The organism is Rhizorhabdus phycosphaerae (assembly GCF_011044255.1).
Classification (GTDB): Bacteria; Pseudomonadota; Alphaproteobacteria; order Sphingomonadales; family Sphingomonadaceae; genus Rhizorhabdus; species Rhizorhabdus phycosphaerae.
The window spans coordinates 4083284-4103972 of sequence record NZ_CP049107.1; the positions used below are offsets into that span (position 1 = coordinate 4083284).

A 20689-nucleotide genomic window follows, 5' to 3' on the forward strand; every position below is an offset into this window, starting at 1 on the left:
TCGGGAGCAGTGTAACACATGCTTGCTGAGGTCCGCTCCGCAATATGACGGAGCGTCATGCCTTTTGGGGCAGTCAGGCGCGATAGGTCACGGCCTTGACGGCATCCACGACGTCGGATGCTTTCAGCAGCGCCGCTTTTTCAAGGCTGGCGGCATAGGGCATCGGCACATCGACATTGGTCACCCGGCGCACGGGCGCGTCGAGATCGTCAAAGGCTTCCTCCATGGCGATCGTGCAGATCTCCGAGGCGATCGAGCATGTCGGCCAGCCTTCCTCGACCACGACCATCCGATTGGTCTTCTTCAGGCTTTCGAGCACCGTCGCCTTGTCGAGCGGGCGGAGCGTGCGCAGGTCGATGACTTCGGCATCGATCCCTTCGGCTTCCAGCTTCGCTGCCGCTTCGAGCGCGACGCCGACGCCGATCGAGTAGCTGACGATCGTCACATCCTTGCCGGGGCGAGCAATGCGCGCCTTGCCGATCGGGAGGACATAGTCGTCCAGCTTGGGCACGTCGAAGCTCTGCCCGTAGAGAAGCTCATTCTCCAGGAAAACGACCGGGTCCGGGCTGCGGATGGCGGCCTTGAGCAGGCCCTTGGCGTCCGCCGCCGAATAAGGCGAGATGACGATCAGGCCGGGGACCGACGCATACCAGGGCGCGAAATTCTGGCTGTGCTGGGCGGCCACGCGGGCGGCGGCGCCATTCGGGCCACGGAACACGACCGGACAGCGCATCTGGCCGCCGGACATATAGTTGGTCTTGGCGGCCGAGTTGATGATGTGGTCGATCGCCTGCATCGCGAAGTTGAACGTCATGAACTCCACGATCGGCTTCAACCCGCCCATCGCCGCGCCCGTGCCGATACCGGCGAAGCCATATTCGGTGATCGGCGTATCGATCACGCGCTTGTCGCCGAACTCGTCGAGCAGACCCTGGGTGACCTTATAGGCGCCCTGATATTGCGCGACTTCCTCGCCCATCACGAAGACGTCGCCGTCGGCGCGCATTTCCTCGGCCATGGCATCGCGGAGCGCTTCGCGGACCGTGGTCTTCACCATCTCGGTGCCTTCCGGCACATCGGGGTCGGCGACTGCGGGGGCGGCCGCGGTCACGAGCTGGGCTGTACCGGTTTCGGTCTTCGGCTTCTCGGCCTTGGGCTCGGCGGCAGGAGCTTCGGTGGGTTTGGGAGCGGAGGTGTCGGCGGTCTTGGCCGGCGGTGCGGCCTCCTCGTCCTCGCCAGCGATCCGCGCGATCACGGTGCCGACCTTGACGCCTTCGGTCCCCGCAGGAACGACGATCTCGGCAACGGTGCCTTCGTCGACTGCCTCGAACTCCATCGTCGCCTTGTCGGTCTCGATTTCGGCCAGGATGTCGCCCGATTTGACGACATCGCCCTCCTTCACCATCCATTTGGCGAGGGTGCCTTCCTCCATCGTCGGGGAAAGCGCGGGCATCTTAAGGTCGACCATCAATATTGTCCCACCAGCACGTCGGTATGGAGCTCGTCGAGCTCGGGTTCGGGCGACTGTTCGGCGAAGTCCGCCGCCTCGGTTACGATCGCCCGGATATCCTTCTCCAGCTTGCGCAGATCGTCCTCGCTGACCCCCAGCGCCTCCAGCTCCTTCTTGAGATGGTCGATCGGGTCGGACTTGTCGCGCACGGACTGGACTTCCTCGCGTGAGCGATATTTCGCCGGGTCGGACATCGAATGGCCGCGATAGCGATAGGTCTTGAGCTCGAGCAGGATCGGACCCTTGCCCTCGCGGACCCACTTCACCGCTTCCTCGGCGGCGCCGCGCACGGCGAGCACATCCATGCCGTCGACCTGGATGCCGGGAATGCGGAAGCTCTCGCCACGGCGGTAGAGCTGGTCTTCCGAAGAGGCGCGGTTGACGCTGGTGCCCATGGCATATTGGTTGTTCTCGATCACGAAGATGATCGGGAGCTTCCACAGCTCGGCCATGTTGAAGCTTTCGTAGACCTGCCCCTGGTTGGCGGCACCGTCCCCGAAATAGGCCATGGCGACGCCGCCATCGCCCGAATATTTATGCTTGAAGGCGAGGCCCGCGCCGAGGCTGACCTGCGCGCCGACGATGCCATGGCCGCCGTAGAAACGGTGCTCGACCGAAAACATATGCATCGAGCCGCCCTTGCCGCGGCTGATGCCGGCGGCGCGACCGGTGAGCTCCGCCATGATAACCTTCGGATCGATGCCATAGGCCAGCATATGGCCATGATCGCGATAACCGGTGATCACCGAATCCTTGCCGACCTCGAGCGCGGACTGGAGCCCGACGGCGACCGCTTCCTGGCCGATATAGAGGTGGCAGAAACCGCCGATCAGTCCGAGGCCATAGAGCTGGCCGGCCTTCTCCTCGAAGCGGCGGATGAGAAGCATCTGCCGGTAGAATTCGAGCATCTCTTCCTTGGTCGCCTCATAGCGCTGCGGCTCGGCGGGCCGTTCGCGATTGGGCACCGGCGGCACGGCGGCTGCGGCCTTCGCGGTGGAGGATGCGGGGGCGCGCGCCGTCGTCTTCTTCGCGGCGGCGCGGGGCTGTGCTGGTTTCGCCAAGCTTATGGCTCCTTGGTGTCCCGGGGAGGGGTGGCAGCAAGCATATAGGCCCGCGCGCGCGACGATTTCAACGCAATCGAACGCCAGCCACATTAAAATAATATCAGGACACGCAATCAAATTACCCGGCGAGCCCGCCCGTCCGGGTCCATTCCCGCGCTTAATTGCGGGGTATGATGATCTCGTCGGGGCGAACCTGGCCAGTCGATTTGCGCACCAGTTCCTCGCCGAAATCGGGATCGACCCGGGACGGATCGAGGAGCCGGGCATGGTGGCTCAGCCGTGCGCGGACGGCCTCCATCCTGTGCAGCTCCTGCGACTTGCGCGCGAGTTCCGACCGATAGCCGCCCAGGGCCAGCAGCCCGTTCGGGCCGACCAGAGCCGAACCGGCGAAATAGCCGATGATGAGAATCGCCACCGCCGGCAATGCGGCGCTGCGTGCAGCCTGGAAGAGAGGGGCGCGATTCATCCGAAGACAGAATCACCTATGAGTCTGCGGATCAAGCCCTTTTCGTGTCGTTTCGCCCTGATTCCATAGCGAATTTCGCCGCGATATGTTGTGCGAGCCACCGCCTCCGCTGCATCATTTCGGATGCGACCTACAACATATGGTGGGTTTTTATGCGCTCCACCGCCTTTGCTACGACAGGTGGTGTTTTTGGTCGTCGGTGCGCATCCGGCGGTTTCGTTTCGCAGGCGATAGCCCCACCCCGAGGCCGCCGATGGAATGGCGCGTGCGCCGCAGCTATAGCAGCGGTCATGGCGTCACATCTCTACGCGATCGGGCTCGGCTCGAACCGGCGGCACGGACGGTTCGGCTCGCCGGCAGCTGTCCTGCGCGGGGCGGTCGCCGAACTCGCTGCGGCCGGACTGGCGATAGAGGCCCATTCCGCGATCATCGCGACCGCGCCGCTCGGACCCTCGGCGCGCCGCTTTGCCAATGCCGCGATCGTCGTCCGCACGGCGCTCGATCCGTCGGCCCTGCTCGATCTGCTCAAACGGATCGAAGTCGGCTTCGGCCGCCGACGCGGACGTCGCTGGGGAAGCCGGGTGCTCGACCTGGATATATTGCTGTGGTCGGGCGGATGCTGGCACCGAACGCGCGGTCCGGCGCTGCACGTGCCGCATCGCGAAATGGAGCGACGGGACTTCGTGCTGCGGCCGCTGGAGCAGGTGGCGCCATCTTGGCGCATCGGCCGTTCCGCCCGCAGCGTCCGCCATGCGCGCCACCGCCTTCGCCGACGTTCGGGTTGACCCGGACGCGCGCGGCTCATAGGGAGGCGCCATCGGTGGGTCCGTAGCTCAGTCGGTAGAGCAAGCGACTTTTAATCGAGAGGTCCCGGGTTCGAATCCCGGCGGACCCACCAGATATCTCTCTGTACATACCCGAGACATGGGTGACGGATTGTTCCGGTCACATGGGTAACAACCTCGTGCCGAACGGGTTGTCGATGGTTTGCAGGGTTTTCTGTTCCAAGTCGATATATCCGAGATCGTAGTCGAGGAATGAGACGAGCCATATTCCGTCGTCGACTTCCTTGATGCCGAGTTTCTGGCCGGCGAGAACGGTCGAGATGTTGACCCTTTTCCGGTGCATGCAGATTCGCCCGCAGGCGGTGACGAGCACGTCGCGGTCGTGGAACGGGTACTCGACCGGGGGCAGGCCCTGATAAGGTTTCGTCGAGGGCGTGTAGAGTTCGGCGGGATATTTCATGCCGAGCGCTTCATGCGGGCGCTCTTGGTTGAACTCGGTGACGAAGCTGTCGAACCGGTCCTGCTGCTGTAGGAAGTTCATGCGCGCCGGGCGTGTCGCCTCGGCTTTGAGCGTACGATGCATGCGTTCGTGCCGGCCGTTCTGCTGGGGACGGCCCGGCTTGATCCGTTCGATGGCGATGCCCAGGCGGAGCCACCAGACGGACAGTTTGGACAGGTTGTAGAGGCCGTTGGGACTGGCGAAGGGAACGCCATTGTCGGAGCGGATGGCGGCCGGGAGACCTCTTTCCCTGAACAGCCTCTCGAAGCTCTCGATGACGGGCATTTCGCGTGTCGATTCCAGCGCCTCGCAGGCGAGCAGGAAGCGCGACGCATGGTCGGTGACCGTGAGCGGGTAGCAATATCGACCGCTTCCGAGTTTGAACTCGCCCTTGAAGTCGGTGCACCAGAGCTCGTTCGGCGCGAGGCCGGGCGACAAGGATGTTCCGGACGCCTTGCCTCGCCGCTTTCTGGCGCGGGTAACAAGTCCATGGCGATCGAGCACGGCGTGAACCGTGCTGACGGACGGTACGCGATAATCCCCGTCGAGCTTGCGCACCAACAACTCCCGGATCTTGCGGGCACCCCATCCCGGCTTATCCTTCTTGGTCGCGATCAGCAGTTGTACGATCTGGTCGGGCAGCTGATTGGCGTATCGAACCGGACGGCGGGAGCGGTCACACAGCGCGACCGGCCCATCCTCGCGGTACCGACTGACGATCTTGTAGCCGGTCTTGCGAGATATGCCGAACTCCCGACACACATCGGTCATCGGCTCGCCCTCCAATATGCGGGCCACGAAGCGCAGACGTTCGTCCATCACGGAGACTTCCTTCCACGGCATCGACACATCTCCCCTGCGATCGCAGGGGAGATGTGTCACCCATGTCTCCGGTACAGTCTGTCACCTATCTCTCGGGTCGCTCACTCACACAGACATCAGCCGGGCGCCAGGAAGCCCATCCCCCGTCGCCCTGACGGGCGGTGCCTTCGTGGTTTCCGCAATCGAATTCGGCCGCCCTTGCACATATCGAGGGTTCGAAGCCGATCCTGTCCGTCTCCCCCCGTTCCGGCTTACTGTGGTTTTCGGCGGCTTAACCCTAGGCCGTTACGCGGGTTTAATCGCTTTGCCGCTATCCCTGTCGACGATCGGGTTGAAAGGGGATTTCGGATGCGGAAGTTGATTATGCTTGCTCGCGACGGCCGGGGCGCCACGGCTATCGAATATGGTCTCATCGCGGCCCTCATCGCGGTCGCGGCGATCACCGCGATGTCGGCGCTCGGCAACCAGCTGACCACGACCTTCACCAATGTCAGCAACAACATGAAGGCGTCCTGAGCCTTTCTGATTTTTGAGCTTCCGCTGCCCCGGCCGGTGCGTATCTGCCGGCCGGGGAAACCCGGGGCAGCGGTACGACCGGAGGCGGAGGGGCCTTGCCCCTCCGCTTTTCGTTCCCTAACTGTTCGCAAGTGACCCAGGATTCCCCCGCATTGGAGCCGCCCTATCTGCGCGGTCTCAACGAACCGCAGCGGCAGGCGGTACTCACCACCGAGGGACCCGTTCTGGTCCTGGCCGGAGCCGGCACCGGCAAGACGGCCGCGCTGACCGCCCGCCTTGCGCATCTCGTCGCCACGCGGCGCGCTTTCCCGTCCGAAATCCTGGCGGTCACCTTCACCAACAAGGCCGCGCGGGAGATGCGCGAACGCGTCGGGCGCATGCTGGGCGAGGCGGTCGAGGGTATGCCCTGGCTCGGAACCTTCCATGCGGTCGCGGCGCGGATGCTGCGCCGCCATGCGGAACTTGTGGGCCTGACCTCCAGCTTCACCATTCTCGACACCGATGACCAGTTGCGCCTGCTCAAGCAGCTTCTCGTCGCGGCGGATCTCGAAGAGAAGCGCTGGCCCGCCCGACAGCTTGCGGGCCTGATCGACCGCTGGAAGAATCGCGGTCTGACGCCGGCCGACATTGACGCGGGCGAGGCCGAGCAGTTCGCGAATGGGCGTGGCGGCGAGCTGTACGAGCAATATCAGGAGCGGTTGCGCGCGGTGAACGCCTGCGACTTCGGCGATCTGCTGCTCCACATGCTGACCATATTGAAGACCCACCGCGACGTGCTGGCCTTCTATCAGGACCGGTTCCGCTATGTGATGGTGGACGAATATCAGGACACCAACAGCTCCCAATATCTCTGGCTCCGGCTGCTGGCGCAGGAGCGCAAGAATATCTGCTGCGTTGGCGACGACGACCAGTCCATCTATTCCTGGCGCGGGGCCGAGGTCGCGAACATTCTGCGCTTCGACCGGGATTTTCCGGGGGCGGCGGTCATCCGCCTCGAGCAGAATTATCGATCGACGCCGCATATCCTGGCGGCGGCCAGCGGCCTCATCGCCCATAATGGCGGGCGCCTTGGCAAAACCCTTTGGACGGAGGAGGCCGATGGCGAGAAAGTCCGCGTCGTCGGCATCTGGGACGGCCCCGAAGAGGCGCGCCGCGTCGGCGAGGAGATCGAGGCGCATGAGCGGTCGGGCAGGGGGCTCGACGATGTCGCCATTCTCGTGCGTGCCCAGTTCCAGACACGCGAGTTCGAGGACCGCTTCATCGCGATCGGCCTGCCCTATCGCATCGTCGGCGGCTTCCGCTTCTACGAGCGCGCCGAAATCCGGGATGCGCTCGCCTATCTGCGTGTGATCAGCCAGCCGGCCGACGATCTCGCCTTCGAGCGGATCGTCAACACGCCGAAACGCGGGTTGGGCGACAAGGCCGTCACCAAGATTCACCAGCTGGCGCGGATCGAGGGCATCCCGATGACGTCGGCGGCTGCGCGCATCCTGGGTACGGACGAGCTCACGCCGCAGGCACGGCGCGCGCTGGGCAATCTCGTCGGCGACATTGCGCGCTGGCGCGACCTGCTGTCGCAATTGCCCCATGCAGAGCTGACCCGCCAGGTGCTGGAAGAGTCCGGCTATGTGGCGATGCTGCAGAACGAGAAGTCGACTGAAGCCGAGGGCCGCCTTGAAAATCTGAGCGAGCTCACCCGCGCAATGGAGGACTATGAGACGCTCGGTGACTTCCTCGAGCATGTCAGCCTCGTCATGGACAATGATGCCGATGCCGACAGCGCCAAGGTCACCGTGATGACGATCCATGCCGCGAAGGGGCTGGAGTTCGACACGGTGTTCCTGCCGGGCTGGGAGGAAGGCGTATTCCCGTCCCAGCGCTCGCTGGACGAAGGGGGGCTGGCCAGTCTCGAGGAGGAGCGGCGGCTCGGCTATGTCGCGATCACCCGGGCCCGCCGACGCTGTACGATCCTCCATGCGGCCAACCGGCGTATCTATGGGCAGTGGACCTCATCCATCCCCTCGCGCTTCATTGCCGAGCTTCCGCAGGCGCATGTCGAATCCGAAACGACGATGTCCGGCGGAGAGTCGTTGTGGCGCGCACAATGGTCCGAACATGCCGACCCCTTTGCCCATGTCAGCCGGGGGCAGGGCCGGGGGCCGGGCTGGCAGAGGGCAACGGCGGCTGGCGGGCTCGGTGCGCCGCAAACGGGCGCCCGCGTGGTCGAGGCGCGCGCCTCGGCGGTCAGCTTCGCCCAGCCGGCGCGCAAGGACATCGCGCTTGGCCAGCGCGTGTTCCACACCAAGTTCGGCTATGGCGCCGTGGTCGAGATCGAGGGCAATAAGCTCGAGATCGATTTCGAACATTCGGGGCGCAAGCGCGTGCTGGACAGCTTCGTTTCCCCTGCCTGATAAATTATTTCTAGCGTATCAGTAGAAATTGAGTGCGCCGCAGCCCCAGCCGGTTGCGATCGATCCGTCCCAGCGCCTAGAGAGAGCTATGGCCACGCGCGAGTCCCCCTTCTCCATACCGGCCTATCGCCATTATTGGCTGGCCCGGTTCACATCGACCATCGCGCTCAACGGCATGGTCGTGATCATCGGCTGGCAGGTCTATGACGTCGCCCGGCGGACGATGGCGCCGCGCGAGGCGGCGCTCCAGCTCGGTCTGATCGGTATCGCGCAATTTCTGCCGCTGATGCTGCTGACGCTGGTTACCGGGCTTGCTGCCGACCGCTTCGATCGCCGCTGGATCGCGCGGGCGACGACCGCGCTCGAACTGGGGTGCGCGCTGGCGCTCGGCTATCTGACCTGGACCGACCGGATCAGTCTTCCCGCGCTGTTCACGATCGCGGCGCTGCTCGGCGTCGCAAGGGCTTTTGCCGCCCCCGCGCTGCAGGCGCTGTCGCCCAATCTGGTGCCCAGGGCGCTGCTGCCCCAGGCGATCGCGATGAGCTCCTTTGCCTGGCAGGTCGGCGCCATCGCAGGTCCGCCGGTGGGCGGCTATCTCTACGCGATCGATCCGCCGCTCGCTTATGCGGTGGCGGCCGGCCTGCTCGCCTTTGCTACGCTGATGCTATTCCTGATCGGCCCGGTTCCGCGGACGGTGCTCGATCGGGGGGCAAAGCCATGGGCGCAGATGCTCGAGGGCTTCTCCTATCTGCGGCGCAACCGGCTGGTGCTGGGTGCGATCTCGCTCGACCTGTTCGCGGTGCTGCTCGGTGGCGCCACCGCGATGCTGCCGATCTACGCACGCGACATATTGCATGTCGGTTCCTCGGGCCTCGGCCATTTGCGCGCGGCGCCAGCGGTGGGAGCCGCGCTCACCGCTTTCTGTCTCGGGCGTTTCCCGCTGCGCAGCAATGTCGGCCTCAAGCTGCTGATCGCGGTGGCCGTGTTCGGCGTAGGTACGATCGCCTTCGGCCTGTCCTATCGCACGGCCGATCCCATGGCCGTCGCGCTCACCTGTCTCGCGCTGCTCGGCGCGGCCGACATGGTGTCGGTCTATGTCCGCCAGTCGTTGATCCAGCTCTACACACCCGACGCGATGCGAGGGCGGGTGGGCGCGGTCTCGACGCTGTTCATTTCCGGTTCGAACGAGCTGGGCGAGGCGGAATCGGGCTTCCTCGCCGCGCTGGTGGGGCCGGTTGCCGCGGTCGTGGCGGGCGGGATCGGCACGATCATGGTGGCGGCCTTGTGGGCGCGCCTCTTTCCCGAGATATTGCGGGCAAGGACCCTCGATGCGCCCGCATCGTTAGATGATGTTCCAAGCCAGGAGAAGGCAGCATGACCAGATTTGCATCGATCTTGGAAACCATCGGCGGAACCCCGCACGTCCGCATCAACCGCCTGTTCGGCGATGCCGAGGTGTGGATCAAGTCCGAGCGGAGCAACCCCGGCGGCTCGATCAAGGACCGCATCGCGCTGGCGATGATCGAGGATGCCGAGCGCAGCGGCAAGCTGACCCCCGGCGGCACGATCATCGAGCCGACGAGCGGCAACACCGGCATCGGTCTCGCGCTCGTCGCGGCGGTGAAGGGCTATAAGCTCGTCCTCGTCATGCCGGAGAGCATGTCGCTCGAACGCCGCCGGCTGATGCTGGCCTATGGCGCCAGCTTCGACCTGACCCCGCGCGAGAAGGGCATGAAGGGCGCGATCGAGCGCGCACTTGAGCTGCAGGCGCAGACCCCCGGAGCCTGGATTCCGCAACAGTTCGAGAACCCCGCCAATATCGAGGTCCACGTCCGCACCACCGCCGAGGAAATCTACGCCGATTTCAAGGACGAGCCGATCGACGTCATGATCACGGGCGTGGGCACAGGCGGCCACATCACCGGCGCGGCGCAGGTGCTGAAGGCGCGGTGGCCCGACCTCAAGGTGTTCGCGGTGGAACCGACCCTGTCGCCGGTGATCTCGGGCGGTCAGCCCGGGCCGCACCCGATCCAGGGGATCGGCGCGGGTTTCGTGCCGGCCAACCTCCATACCCAGCTGCTCGACGGCGTGGTGCAGGTCGATCCTGCCGATGCGAAGGACTATGCGCGCCGCTCGGCGCGCGAGGAAGGCATGCTCGTCGGCATCAGCTCGGGCGCGACGCTCGCGGCGATCGCGCAGAAGCTGAAGGAGTTTCCGGGCAAGCGCGTGCTCGGTTTCAACTACGACACCGGTGAGCGCTATCTGTCGGTGCCCGACTTCCTGCCCGAATGACGATCGGCGTGCCGTCCGCCCGAACGGGGCGGGCGGCATCGCTGCCGTGACAATATAGTCGGATTGTCTGGATGTTCGGGCGCGATTCTGGGGCCTAGACAACGGTCCCATGGATCGCACCGGCCACCATCTTCCCGCTTCGCATTTGCTGCTCGCGCTGGCGATCGTCGCCGTCTGGGGCACCAATTTCGTGGTGATCCGGCTGGCGCTTGACGAGCTGCCGCCGCTGCTGTTCGCGACGCTGCGCTTTACCTTCGCCTTCCTGCCTGCGGCTTTCTTCATCCGCCGCCCGGCGGTGCGCTGGCGGTCGCTGGCGGCCTATGGCGTGCTGATCGGTTTCGGCCAGTTCGGTATGCTCTATATCGCGATGCGCGGACATATCTCACCGGGGCTGGCGTCGCTCGTCGTGCAGAGCCAGGTCTTCTTCACCATCGGTCTGGCGATGCTGGTCAACCGCGAGCGGATGCGCGCCTATCAGGGCCTCGCGCTGCTGATCGCGACCAGCGGCATCGCGCTGATCATCCTCCATGGCGATGCCAGCGCGACCCCGCTCGGCCTGTTGCTGACGCTCATCGCCTCGCTCAGCTGGGGCTGCGGCAACCATATCGCCAAGGCGAGCGGGACGAGCGACATGCTCGGCTTCGTCGTCTGGGCGAGCCTCTTCTCGATCCCGCCGCTGTTCGCTGCGTCGCTGGTGATGGAGGGCTGGCCCGCCATGACGCAGGCGGTCGCCCATGCCGGCAGCGGCGCCTGGGCTGCGGTTCTGTGGCAGTCTGTCGGCAACACGCTGTTCGGCTATGCCGCCTGGGGCTGGCTGCTGTCGCGTCACCCGGCGGCGAGCATCTCGCCGACCGCGCTGCTCGTTCCGATCTTCGGCATGGGCACATCCGCGCTGGTGCTGGGCGAGGCTCTGCCCGGCTGGAAGATCGGCGCCGCCGCGCTGGTGATCGGGGGGCTGGCGATCAATATGCTGTGGCCGATGCTTCTACGGCGTAAGGCCGCCCCCTAAAGCGGCCATTCCGGTACCTTCCCCGACCTGGGATAGCGCAGCGCCTGCACGACCAGCGCGAAGGCTGGCGATTGCTGGCGCCGGCTTGGATAATAGAGATGATAGCCGGTGAAGGGCGGGTTCCACGCGTCGAGCGCCGTCTCCAGCCGGCCCTCCGCGATATGGGTTTCGACCAGGTCGAGCGGCACGAAAGCGAGGCCAAAGCCGTCCAGCGCGGCGTCGATCGCCAGCGACAGTTTGTTGAACACGAGGCGGCCCTCGACCCGCATGTTGATCGCCCGTCCGTCGCGCTCCATCTCCCAAGCATAGAGATTGCCGAAAGTCGGCAGGCGCAGGTTTATGCACTGGTGCCGGCCGAGGTCCTGCGGCGCTTCGGGGATACCGTGCGCGGCGAAATAGGTCGGCGCGCCGATCACCACGAAGCGCGAATCCGGCCCGATCCGGACCGAGACCATGTCCTGCGCCACCTGGTCGCCGAAGCGCACGCCCGCATCATAGCGATGCGCGACGATGTCCTTGAGCGTGTCGTTGACGTCGATCTCGACATGGATGTCGGGATAGGCCTTGAGCAGCGGCGACAGCGCCGGCCACAATATCGTCTCGGCGGGCAGTTCGCTCGCGGTGATACGAACCGTGCCGGCCGGCTTGTCTCGCCATTCGCTGAGCGCGTTGAGGCCCGCGTCGATGTCGGCCATGGCCGGGTCGATCACGCCCAGCAGCTTCTCGCCCGCCTCGGTCAGCGCGACGCTCCGCGTGCTGCGGGTTAGCAGCCGCACGCCAAGACGGCTTTCCAGCCGGCGGACCAGGTGGCTCAGCGCCGATTGCGACGTGCCGAGCACCGCCGCGGCGCGGGTGAAGCTGCGTTCGCGCGCGACCTGCCGGAAGGCGAAGAGATCGCTCAGATCCTCGCGCTGCATTTATGAATCTCCAGCATGACTCCATTCAGAATCCGTCTCCTAAAAGAATAGATGCAGCTGCACTATATGTCTGATGCGACGGGTATCCGCCCGACGGCCCCCTTCTATCTTTCAGGAAGACGACATGCAGACCCATGGATATGCGGCGCACTCCGCCGACACGCCTCTGGCGCCCTTCAGCTTCGATCGCCGCGAACCCGGCCCGACCGACGTCGCGATCGACATCCTCTTTTGCGGCGTCTGCCATTCGGACCTGCACACCGCGCGCGGCGAGTGGGGCGGGACACTCTACCCCTGCGTTCCCGGTCACGAGATCGTCGGCCGCGTGACCGCCGTCGGCTCGGACGTCAGCCTTTTCTCGGTCGGCCAGACCGTCGGTGTCGGCTGCATGGTCGACAGCTGCGGCCATTGCCCGTCCTGTCAGGACGGCGAGGAGCAATATTGCACCGGCGAGGGAGGTTTCATCGGCACCTATAACGGCCATGACAAACATCTCGGCGGACACACCTTCGGGGGCTATTCGGCGCATATCGTCGTCGATCAGGGCTTCGTCCTGCGCGTCGATCATGACGAGAAGGACCTTGCCGCAGTTGCCCCGCTGCTGTGCGCCGGCATCACCACCTATTCGCCGCTGCGCCACTGGAAGGTGGGGCCGGGGCAGCAGGTCGGCGTGGTCGGGCTCGGCGGCCTCGGCCATATGGGCGTCAAGATCGCGGCGGCGATGGGGGCCGAGGTGACCGTCTTCACAACCTCGCCCGACAAGCGCGAGGCGGCGCTGGCGCTCGGCGCGAAGGACGTTGTCGTGTCGCGCGATGCGGAGGCGATGGCGGCGCAGGCGGGCCGGTTCGACTTCATCCTCAACACGGTCGCGGCCTCGCACAATCTCGATCCCTTCCTGAACGCGCTCAAGCGCGACGGCACGATGGTGCTCGTCGGCGTGCCCGAGGAGGCGCATCCCTCGCCGTCGGTCGGTGGCCTGATCTTCCGCCGCCGCGCGCTGGCGGGCTCGCTGATCGGCGGCATTGCCGAGACGCAGGAGATGCTCGATTTCTGCCGCGACCACGGGATTACCGCCGATATCGAGACGATCCCGATGCAGGCGATCGACAAGGCCTATGATCGCATGGTCCGGAGCGACGTCAAATATCGCTTCGTGATCGACATGCAGTCGCTGCGCGACGAGGTCGCCGCCTGAGGCTCGAATGACGAAGGGGGGGCGGGCGACCGTCCCCCTTTTTTAATGGGCCGCGACCAGCATCCAGACGGCCATCGCGACCATCATAAGATTTTCGACGAGCGAGACGAAGCCCAGCGGCACATTGCTCGCGCCGCCGACACAAGCGCATTTGAGCGAGCGTTTCTCGACATAGACCGCCTTGAAGACCGAGAGCGCCCCGATCGATCCGATGAACAGCGCCAGCGGCGCGGAAAGCCAGGTGAGCCTGCCCGACAACATCAGCACGCCCGCCAGACCTTCGGCGAAGGGATAGAGGGTCGCATAGGGAACCCAGCGGCGGGCGAGCAGGTCGTAGTTCAGGAACATTGTCGAGAAGCGGCCGACATCTTGCAGTTTGAGTAGGGCCAGGACGCACATGCTGAGCGCGATGAACCAGGGGATCACCGCCCCGTGGAAGGGCGTGCCGTGAATCGCTACGCTCAGCGCTAGGGCCATCGCAGCGGTCATCCCGAACAGGGCGGCGACAGGGCGATAGCTGGTGACATCGGGATCCGGGACATGGAGACCGAGATAGCGGCGCAGATCGTCATGTCCGCCGATCCTCTGGCCATCGATGAAGATTTGCGGCGTCGTCTTCACGCCGTGCGCGGCCTTGAAGGCGTCGGTTTCCTCGCGGCTGCGCAGCCAGCGGTCCTCGACCGCGAAGCCCCGGCCCTTCAGTAGGTGGAGCGCCTTCAGCCCATAGGGGCAGATATGGCCGGGCATGACCATGCGGTGGATGGTGGCGGTCTTCGTCATGGGCTTCCTCTTGTCTCTGCAACGCCTGCCGCCCATCTGGGGTCCGTACCATGCTACGGTTGCAAGGGGTCATCGATGCTGACCATTTCGGGCCTCGCGCGCGCCGGTGGCGTGGGGGTGGAGACGATCCGCTATTATCAGAGGCGCGGCCTGTTGCCCGAGCCGCCCCGGCCCGCTGGCGGTGGCATCGAAGGCGGCATCCGTCGCTATGGCTCTGACGACGTCCGCCGGTTGCGCTTCATCCGCTCGGCGCAGGCCGCGGGCTTCACCCTGTCGCAGATCGCAGAACTGCTGACCCTCGATGCCGAGGGTGACCGGGACCGGGCGCGTGCGATGGCCGAGGAACGCGCCGCCGCCATCGATGTCGAAATCGCGCGGCTGGAGAAAGCACGGTCAGGCTTGCGCCGGCTGGCCGGCGAATGCGCGGCCGGAGAGGCGGGGCCTTGCCCGATACTGGCGGCGTTCGGGGATTGAAGCGGCGGATTTTTTCACGCGGTTTCAGAATATTTCGGGGCTGACGAAGCGGGGAACGACTGGCGTGTCAGGAGGGGGGGGTGTCCCTTCAGGAGTATGTCCGATGCCGACCCTCGAACTGATCGCCGCCCGGAGTATTCTCGGCCTTCTCGCGCTGGCGGATGCGCTGTTGCTGGCCTTTGCGATCGTGCCTGCCGCCTGATCCTTCGGACCGGCTTGACTCGGAGCAGGCAGAAGGAAGATAAGAACATAACAAGAACAAATGTCATGAACGAGTCGTCCCCCTTCCTGGCCGACCTTCGGGCGCGCATTGCCGCGATCGAGGGCCCGAAGCCTGTCGAAAGCGTGCTTTTCCCGCTGGGCAGCGCCTTGCTCGACGCGCAGCTGGGCGGTGGCTTGCCGAAGGGTCGGTTGCACGAACTGTTCGCGGCCGAACCGGATGATCGGGCGGCGCTGGCCGGGGCGGGGCTGATGCTCGCGATGCGCGTGGGGAGAGGGCCGCTGCTATGGCTGCGGCAGGACGGTTCGGTGCGGGCGGGGGGATGTCTCTATGGGCCTGGCCTTGCGGAACTGGGCTTCGATCCGGCGCGCCTGATCGAGATCGTCGCGCCCGACGAGGCGGCCTTGCTGCGGGCGGCGGGGGATGCGGTCCGCTGCGCGCCGCTATCGGTCCTGCTGATCGAGCCCTGGAAGGCGGCGCGGGGACTCGACCTGACCGCCACCCGGCGACTGGCGGTCGCGGCGGAGAAATCGGGAGTTACCGTGCTGCTGTTGCGGGCGGAAGGGGAGCCGGTGCCGAGCGCGGCCTATAGCCGCTGGCGGGTCCGCTCCTCGGCCTCGGCGCCGCTGGAGGCGGGGGCGCCCGGTCATCCCGCCATCGAAATCGAATTGTTGCGCCATCGCGGAGGGCTGGAAGGCATGCGCATGTTGCTGGAGTGGAATCGTGACGAACACCATTTCCGCGAAGCGCCGCTATCTGGCGCTGGTCTTCCCGTTGCTGGCGAGCGAGCGGGTCGCGCGGGCGATCCGGAGCGGACAGGCGCGGCCCGGCTTTCCGCCTGAGGCGCCCTTCGTCCTCGTCGAAAAGCAGAAAGGCGCGATCCGGCTCGCCGCGTCGAGCCGGGCCGCGCTTGAGCTGGGGCTTGTACCCGGGCTCTCACTCGCCGATGCGCGCGCGCGCCATCCCGATCTGGGCGTCGTCGATGCCGATCCGGCCGAGGATGCGCGCCTGATCGAGGCGATCGCCGACGGCTGCGACCGCTACACCCCGATGGTAGCGATCGATCCGCCCGACGGCATCCTGCTCGACATCAGCGGCTGCGCCCATCTGTTCGGCGGCGAGGAGGCTTTGCTAGCCGATATGCGCGCACGGCTGGAGCGGCTGGGGCTGACGACGCGCAGCGCGCTAGCGGACACCCCCGATGCCGCCCATGCGCTGGCGCGTCATGCGCGGTCTGCGGATGCCCAGCTCGACAGCCTCCCGGTCGAAGCGCTCGAGCTGGGCGGAGAAGAGTCAGTCGCCCTGCGCCGCGCCGGGCTCAAGCGGATCGGCGACCTGCGCGCGCGACCCTCGCAACTGTTGTCCGCACGCTTCGGCGAGGCCGCCGCCGACCGGCTGGCCCGCGTCGCCGGGGGGCGCGACCTGCGCATCACCCCGCGACGCCCTGAACCGGCCCTGCTGCTCGAACGCCGCTTCGCCGAGCCGATCGGCCGCACTGAGGCGGCGCTCGCTGCGATCGGCGAGCTCATGGCGGGGGCCGCGCGGCGGATGGAGGAGGCGCATCGTGGCGGGCGCCGCTTCGAGGCGCAGCTCTATCGAACCGATGGCCTCGTGCGGCGGCTGCGTGTCGAAACCGGCCTGCCCGTGCGCGATCCCGCAACCGTCATGCGCCTGTTCGACGAGCGTCTCGCCGCGCTGTCCGATCCGGTCGATCCGGGCTTCGGCTTCGACCTTGTACGTCTGGCCGTGCCGCTGTTCGAGACGATGGCGCCGGTCCAGCTGCCGCTCGAGGGCGGCGCGCTGGCCGAGGGCGAACTGGCGCAGCTGCTCGACCGCCTGTCCACGCGGCTCGGTCGCAACCGGGTCCGGCGGCTGGCCCCGCGCGACAGCCATGTTCCCGAGCAGGCGGCCTTCGCCTTTCCCGCGATCGAGGCCGGACCCACCGGCCCCTGGCCCGAGCCCGAGCGGGGCGAGCCGCCGCTGCGTCCGACTTATTTGTTCGACCCGCCCCAGCCGATCGAGGTGGTGGCGGGCGTGCCCGACGGTCCGCCCCAGCGCTTTCGCTGGCGGCGCGAACTGCACGAGGTGACGCTGGCCGAAGGGCCCGAGCGGATCGGTTCGCTCTGGTGGAAGCGCGCCGACAATGCCGGGCTCAGCCGCGACTATTATCGCGTGGAGGACCGCAAGGGGCGGCGCTTCTGGTTGTTCCGGCTGGGACTCTATGGCAGCGAGGCGAGCAGCCCGGCTTGGTATATCCACGGCCTGTTCGCATGATCTTTGCCGAAATGGTGGCGGCGACCAATTACAGCTTCCTGCGCGGGGCCTCGCCCGCCGAGGAGATGGTCGCAGCCGCGCTTGCAGCCGGCCATGTCGGACTGGGCATCGCCGACCGCAACAGCGTCGCCGGCGTGGTCCGCGCGTGGAAGGCGCTGCGCGATGCGCGCGAGAAGGCGGCGGAGGAGGGGCTGCCCGATTTCCCGTTCAAGCTCGCTAGCGGAGCACGCCTCGTCTTTGCCGACGGGACGCCCGACATCGTCGCCTATCCCGCGACGCGCCATGGCTGGGGGCGGCTGACCCGCCTGCTGACGGTCGGCAACCGGCGCGCGATCAAGGGCGACTGCATCCTGTTCCTCGACGATCTGCTCGATCATCTCGACGATCTGCTGCTGGTGGTGATCCCCGATGGCGAGGGGCTGGTGCTGGGAGAGGAGGGCGCCCGGCCGCATCCGAGCTGGCAGCCCCCCGCTCCTGGGGTAAACAGGCACCCCTCGGGCGAGAGCGACGAGGAGCGGCCTGCCTTGTCGCTGGCGACGGTCGACGGGGTTCGTCTCTCCGCTTCGCCGCCGCCTTCGCCGGAGGGGCCGCAGGACATGCTGCGACGCGTTCTGGACCTGCTGAACCGGGCGGCTCCCGATCGCGTCTGGCTGGGCGTCACCATGCGCTATGCGGGGCGCGACCGTCGCCGGATCGCGAAGCTGGCGCGGCTCGCCAAGGATCTGTCGGTTCCGCTGCTCGCGACCAACGACGCGCTCTATGCCACCCCGGCGCAGCGCCAGCTCCATGACGTCGTCACCTGCATCCGGCTGGGCGTGAAGATCGAGGAGGCGGGGACGCGGCTCGCGGCCAATGCCGAGCGCCATCTGAAACCCGGACACGAGATGGCGCGGCTCTTTGCGGACTATCCGCAGGCGGTGGGCGAAGGCGCGCGCCTGCTCGATCGGGTCGGCTTCGATCTCGAACAGCTCAGCTATGTCTATCCGCACGAGCCGGTGCCGGAGGGCTGGACCCCGCAAGCATGGCTCGAGAAGCTCGTCGCCGACGGCGTGCGCTGGCGCTATGGCGAGGCGCCCGACCGCAAGGTGCTCGACCTCGTCGAGACCGAGCTGAAGCTCGTCCGGAAGGAGCAATATGCCTATTATTTCCTGACGGTGCACGACATCGTCCGCTTTGCGCGCGAGCGGAAGATCCTGTGCCAGGGGCGCGGATCGGCGGCCAATTCGGTGATCTGCTACGTGCTCGGCATCACCGAGGTCGACCCGGTCGCGAACAAGCTCCTCTTCTCGCGCTTCATCTCCGAGGACCGCAAGGAACCTCCCGACATCGACGTCGACTTCGAGCATGAGCGGCGCGAGGAGGTGATGCAATATATCTATGGTCGCTATGGCCGCGACCGCGCCGGCATCGCCGCGACCGTCATTCATTACCGGCCGCGCAGCGCGGTGCGCGAGATCGCCAAGGTGCTGGGCCTCAGCGAGGATATCGCCGCCCGCCTGACCTCGACCATCTGGGGCAGTTTTTCGTCCAGCATGGAGGAGAAGCGCTTTCACGAGACCGGCTTCGACCCGGCCAATGTGGAGATCGGGCGGCTCAACATGCTGGTTGCGCAACTGCTGACCTTTCCGCGCCATCTGTCGCAGCATGTCGGCGGCTTCATCCTGACCGAGGACCGGCTCGACGAGACCGTTCCGATCCACAATGCGGCGATGGACGACCGCACCTTCATCGAATGGGACAAGGACGACATCGACGCGCTGAAGCTGATGAAGGTCGATATCCTCGCGCTTGGCATGCTGACCTGTATCCGCAAGGCCTTCGCGCTGATCGAGACCCATATCGGGCGCCAATATACGCTGGCGACGATCCCGCCCGACCAGCCCGACGTCTATGACATGCTCTGCACGGGCGACAGCATCGGCGTCTTCCAGGTGGAGAGCCGCGCGCAGATCAACATGCTGCCGCGCCTGCGTCCGCGTGAATTGTACGACCTCGTCATCCAGGTCGCGATCGTCCGGCCGGGGCCGATCCAGGGCGGCATGGTCCACCCCTATCTGCGGCGGCGGCAGAAGCTGGAGGCGGTCGTCTTCCCCTCGCCGGCACCGCCCCATGATCCCGATGAACTGCGCGAGGTGCTCGGCAAGACGCTGGGGGTGCCGCTGTTCCAGGAACAGGCGATGAAGCTGGCGATCGTCGCGGCCGGGTTCAGCGATGCCGAGGCGAACCGGCTGCGCCGGGCGATGGCGACTTTCCGCAATGTCGGCACCATGCCGACCTTCGAGCGCAAGATGGTCGAGGGCATGGTCGATCGCGGCTATCCGCGCGATTTCGCCGAACGCTGCTTCGAACAGATCAAGGGCTTCGGCAGCTATGGCTTTCCCGAAAGCCATGCCCAGTCCTTCGCGCTGCTGGTCTATGCTTCCTCCTATCTCAAATGCCGCTATCCGGCGGTGTTCGCCTGTGCCTTGCTCAATTCGCAGCCGATGGGTTTCTACGCGCCCGCACAGATCGTCCGCGATGCGCGCGAGCATGGCGTCGAGGTCCGGTCGATCGACGTCAATCGCAGCCTCTGGGACAACAGCCTCGAAGGGCCGCCCGACCGGCTGGCGCTCCGCATCGGCCTGCGCCAGGTCGATGGCTTTCGCGAGGCGTGGGCCGAGGCGATCGTCGCGGCGCGCGGTCAGGGGCCCTTCGACAGCATCGAGGATCTGGCGCGCCGGGCCGATCTGCCGCGCCGCGCGCTGCGCCTTCTGGCCGATGCCGACGCCTTCCGCTCGATCGGACTCGACCGGCGCGCGGCGCTGTGGGAGGCGCGCCGGACCCCCGATGGCGAACTGCCGCTGTTTGCGGCGGCGCGCGCCCGCGAACTGGGCGAGGAGCCCGATGCGCAATTGCCCGCCATGCCGCTGTCCGAGCATGTCGCGGCCGATTATCAGCTCACCCGCCTGTCGCTGAAGGGGCACCCGATGCAGTTCCTGCGCGACCTGTTCCGACGCGAAGGGGTGCTCAGCTGCGCGGAGGCATCGGCGGCGCGCAACGGATCGCGGGCGAAGGTCGCGGGCGTCGTGCTGGTCCGCCAGCGGCCGGGCGAGGGCAAGGCGATCTTCGTCACGCTGGAGGACGAGACCGGCGTCACCAATGTCCTGCTCTGGGCGCGGACCTTCGAGGTGCAGCGGCGGCAGGTGATGGCATCGCGGCTGATGCTGGTCGAGGGCGAGATCCAGCGCAGTCCCGAAGGCGTCGTCCACCTGATGGGCGCGATCGTCCATGATCGCAGCGCCGAGCTCGATCGCCTGTCCGAGGATCATCGCACCGAGATCGAGCTGTCGCGCGCCGACGTGTTCGAGCATCCGCAGATGCCGCGCCACAATGTTCCGCGCGGCCGCCATCCACGCGACGTCCGCATCCTGCCGCGCTCGCGCGACTTCCACTGATCCATCGCATTTCGGCAAGGC

At 66.3% G+C, this 20689-nt stretch carries 17 protein-coding genes and 1 tRNA gene; 12 read left to right on the top strand and 6 right to left on the bottom strand.

Annotated features, from left to right (window positions below):
* Window positions 1-73: 73 nt before the first annotated feature.
* From G6P88_RS19015 to G6P88_RS19025, 3 genes are all read right to left on the bottom strand, one after another.
* Entirely contained in the window at window positions 74-1471 is a 1398-nt protein-coding gene (locus G6P88_RS19015; RefSeq protein WP_165324599.1) for a pyruvate dehydrogenase complex E1 component subunit beta, read from the bottom strand.
* Window positions 1468-2571 carry a pyruvate dehydrogenase (acetyl-transferring) E1 component subunit alpha gene (gene pdhA / locus G6P88_RS19020; RefSeq protein WP_425594462.1) on the bottom strand — a complete coding sequence of 368 codons (1104 nt, stop codon included), beginning with the start codon at window positions 2569-2571 and terminating at the stop codon, window positions 1468-1470. Before pdhA ends, G6P88_RS19015 begins: the two co-directional genes overlap by 4 nt.
* Window positions 2572-2731: 160 nt before the next feature.
* A complete protein-coding gene (locus tag G6P88_RS19025) occupies window positions 2732-3040 on the bottom strand; it encodes an FtsB family cell division protein (protein WP_165324600.1) in 309 nt (102 codons plus the stop codon).
* A 290-nt stretch (window positions 3041-3330) separates the two neighbouring features.
* Here G6P88_RS19025 and folK point away from each other — a divergent pair, with 290 nt between their 5' ends.
* Window positions 3331-3825 carry a 2-amino-4-hydroxy-6-hydroxymethyldihydropteridine diphosphokinase gene (gene folK / locus G6P88_RS19030; protein ID WP_165324601.1) on the top strand — a complete coding sequence of 165 codons (495 nt, stop codon included), beginning with the start codon at window positions 3331-3333 and terminating at the stop codon, window positions 3823-3825.
* A 37-nt stretch (window positions 3826-3862) separates the two neighbouring features.
* Window positions 3863-3938: transfer RNA gene (locus G6P88_RS19035), tRNA-Lys, on the top strand.
* Between the two features lie 47 nt (window positions 3939-3985).
* Here the strand turns inward: G6P88_RS19035 and G6P88_RS19040 are convergent.
* Window positions 3986-5143 carry an integrase core domain-containing protein gene (locus G6P88_RS19040; RefSeq protein ID WP_226946856.1) on the bottom strand — a complete coding sequence of 386 codons (1158 nt, stop codon included), beginning with the start codon at window positions 5141-5143 and terminating at the stop codon, window positions 3986-3988.
* 351 nt (window positions 5144-5494) lie between these two features.
* On the opposite strand from G6P88_RS19040, the gene G6P88_RS19045 reads away from it, so the two are divergent.
* From G6P88_RS19045 to G6P88_RS19065, 5 genes are all read left to right on the top strand, one after another.
* On the top strand, window positions 5495-5662 hold the full coding sequence (locus G6P88_RS19045) for a Flp family type IVb pilin (protein ID WP_165324603.1): 168 nt from the start codon (window positions 5495-5497) through the stop codon (window positions 5660-5662).
* Between the two features lie 131 nt (window positions 5663-5793).
* Entirely contained in the window at window positions 5794-8073 is a 2280-nt protein-coding gene (locus G6P88_RS19050) for an ATP-dependent helicase (RefSeq protein ID WP_165324604.1), read from the top strand.
* An 88-nt stretch (window positions 8074-8161) separates the two neighbouring features.
* Entirely contained in the window at window positions 8162-9451 is a 1290-nt protein-coding gene (locus G6P88_RS19055) for an MFS transporter (RefSeq protein WP_165324605.1), read from the top strand.
* Window positions 9448-10365: a cysteine synthase A gene (gene cysK / locus G6P88_RS19060; protein ID WP_165324606.1), complete on the top strand. Its 918-nt coding sequence runs from the start codon at window positions 9448-9450 to the stop codon at window positions 10363-10365. Before G6P88_RS19055 ends, cysK begins: the two co-directional genes overlap by 4 nt.
* A gap of 109 nt (window positions 10366-10474) precedes the next feature.
* Complete coding sequence (locus G6P88_RS19065; RefSeq protein WP_165324607.1) at window positions 10475-11374, top strand: EamA family transporter; 900 nt, start codon at window positions 10475-10477, stop codon at window positions 11372-11374.
* Here G6P88_RS19065 and G6P88_RS19070 read toward each other — a convergent pair.
* Complete coding sequence (locus G6P88_RS19070) at window positions 11371-12291, bottom strand: LysR family transcriptional regulator (protein WP_165324608.1); 921 nt, start codon at window positions 12289-12291, stop codon at window positions 11371-11373. The genes G6P88_RS19065 and G6P88_RS19070 overlap by 4 nt on opposite strands.
* Before the next feature lie 124 nt (window positions 12292-12415).
* Here G6P88_RS19070 and G6P88_RS19075 point away from each other — a divergent pair, with 124 nt between their 5' ends.
* Complete coding sequence (locus tag G6P88_RS19075; RefSeq protein ID WP_165324609.1) at window positions 12416-13486, top strand: NAD(P)-dependent alcohol dehydrogenase; 1071 nt, start codon at window positions 12416-12418, stop codon at window positions 13484-13486.
* A 42-nt stretch (window positions 13487-13528) separates the two neighbouring features.
* On the opposite strand, the gene G6P88_RS19080 is transcribed toward G6P88_RS19075, so the two are convergent.
* On the bottom strand, window positions 13529-14266 hold the full coding sequence (locus G6P88_RS19080) for a MauE/DoxX family redox-associated membrane protein (RefSeq protein WP_165324610.1): 738 nt from the start codon (window positions 14264-14266) through the stop codon (window positions 13529-13531).
* Between the two features lie 75 nt (window positions 14267-14341).
* Between G6P88_RS19080 and G6P88_RS19085 the strand changes: the two genes are divergently transcribed.
* The 4 genes from G6P88_RS19085 (at window position 14342) to G6P88_RS19100 (ending at window position 20668) form a co-directional block, all read left to right on the top strand.
* On the top strand, window positions 14342-14740 hold the full coding sequence (locus G6P88_RS19085; protein WP_165324611.1) for a MerR family transcriptional regulator: 399 nt from the start codon (window positions 14342-14344) through the stop codon (window positions 14738-14740).
* A gap of 267 nt (window positions 14741-15007) precedes the next feature.
* The gene (locus G6P88_RS19090) at window positions 15008-15802 is read left to right on the top strand and encodes an ImuA family protein (protein ID WP_165324612.1); all 795 of its coding nucleotides are present in this window, start codon (window positions 15008-15010) and stop codon (window positions 15800-15802) included.
* Window positions 15684-17234, top strand: coding sequence for a Y-family DNA polymerase (locus G6P88_RS19095; RefSeq protein WP_165324613.1), 1551 nt, complete (start codon window positions 15684-15686; stop codon window positions 17232-17234). The genes G6P88_RS19090 and G6P88_RS19095 overlap by 119 nt, the downstream gene beginning before the upstream one ends.
* Window positions 17231-20668, top strand: a complete 3438-nt coding sequence (locus G6P88_RS19100; protein ID WP_165324614.1) for an error-prone DNA polymerase — start codon at window positions 17231-17233, stop codon at window positions 20666-20668. Before G6P88_RS19095 ends, G6P88_RS19100 begins: the two co-directional genes overlap by 4 nt.
* Window positions 20669-20689: the final 21 nt, after the last annotated feature.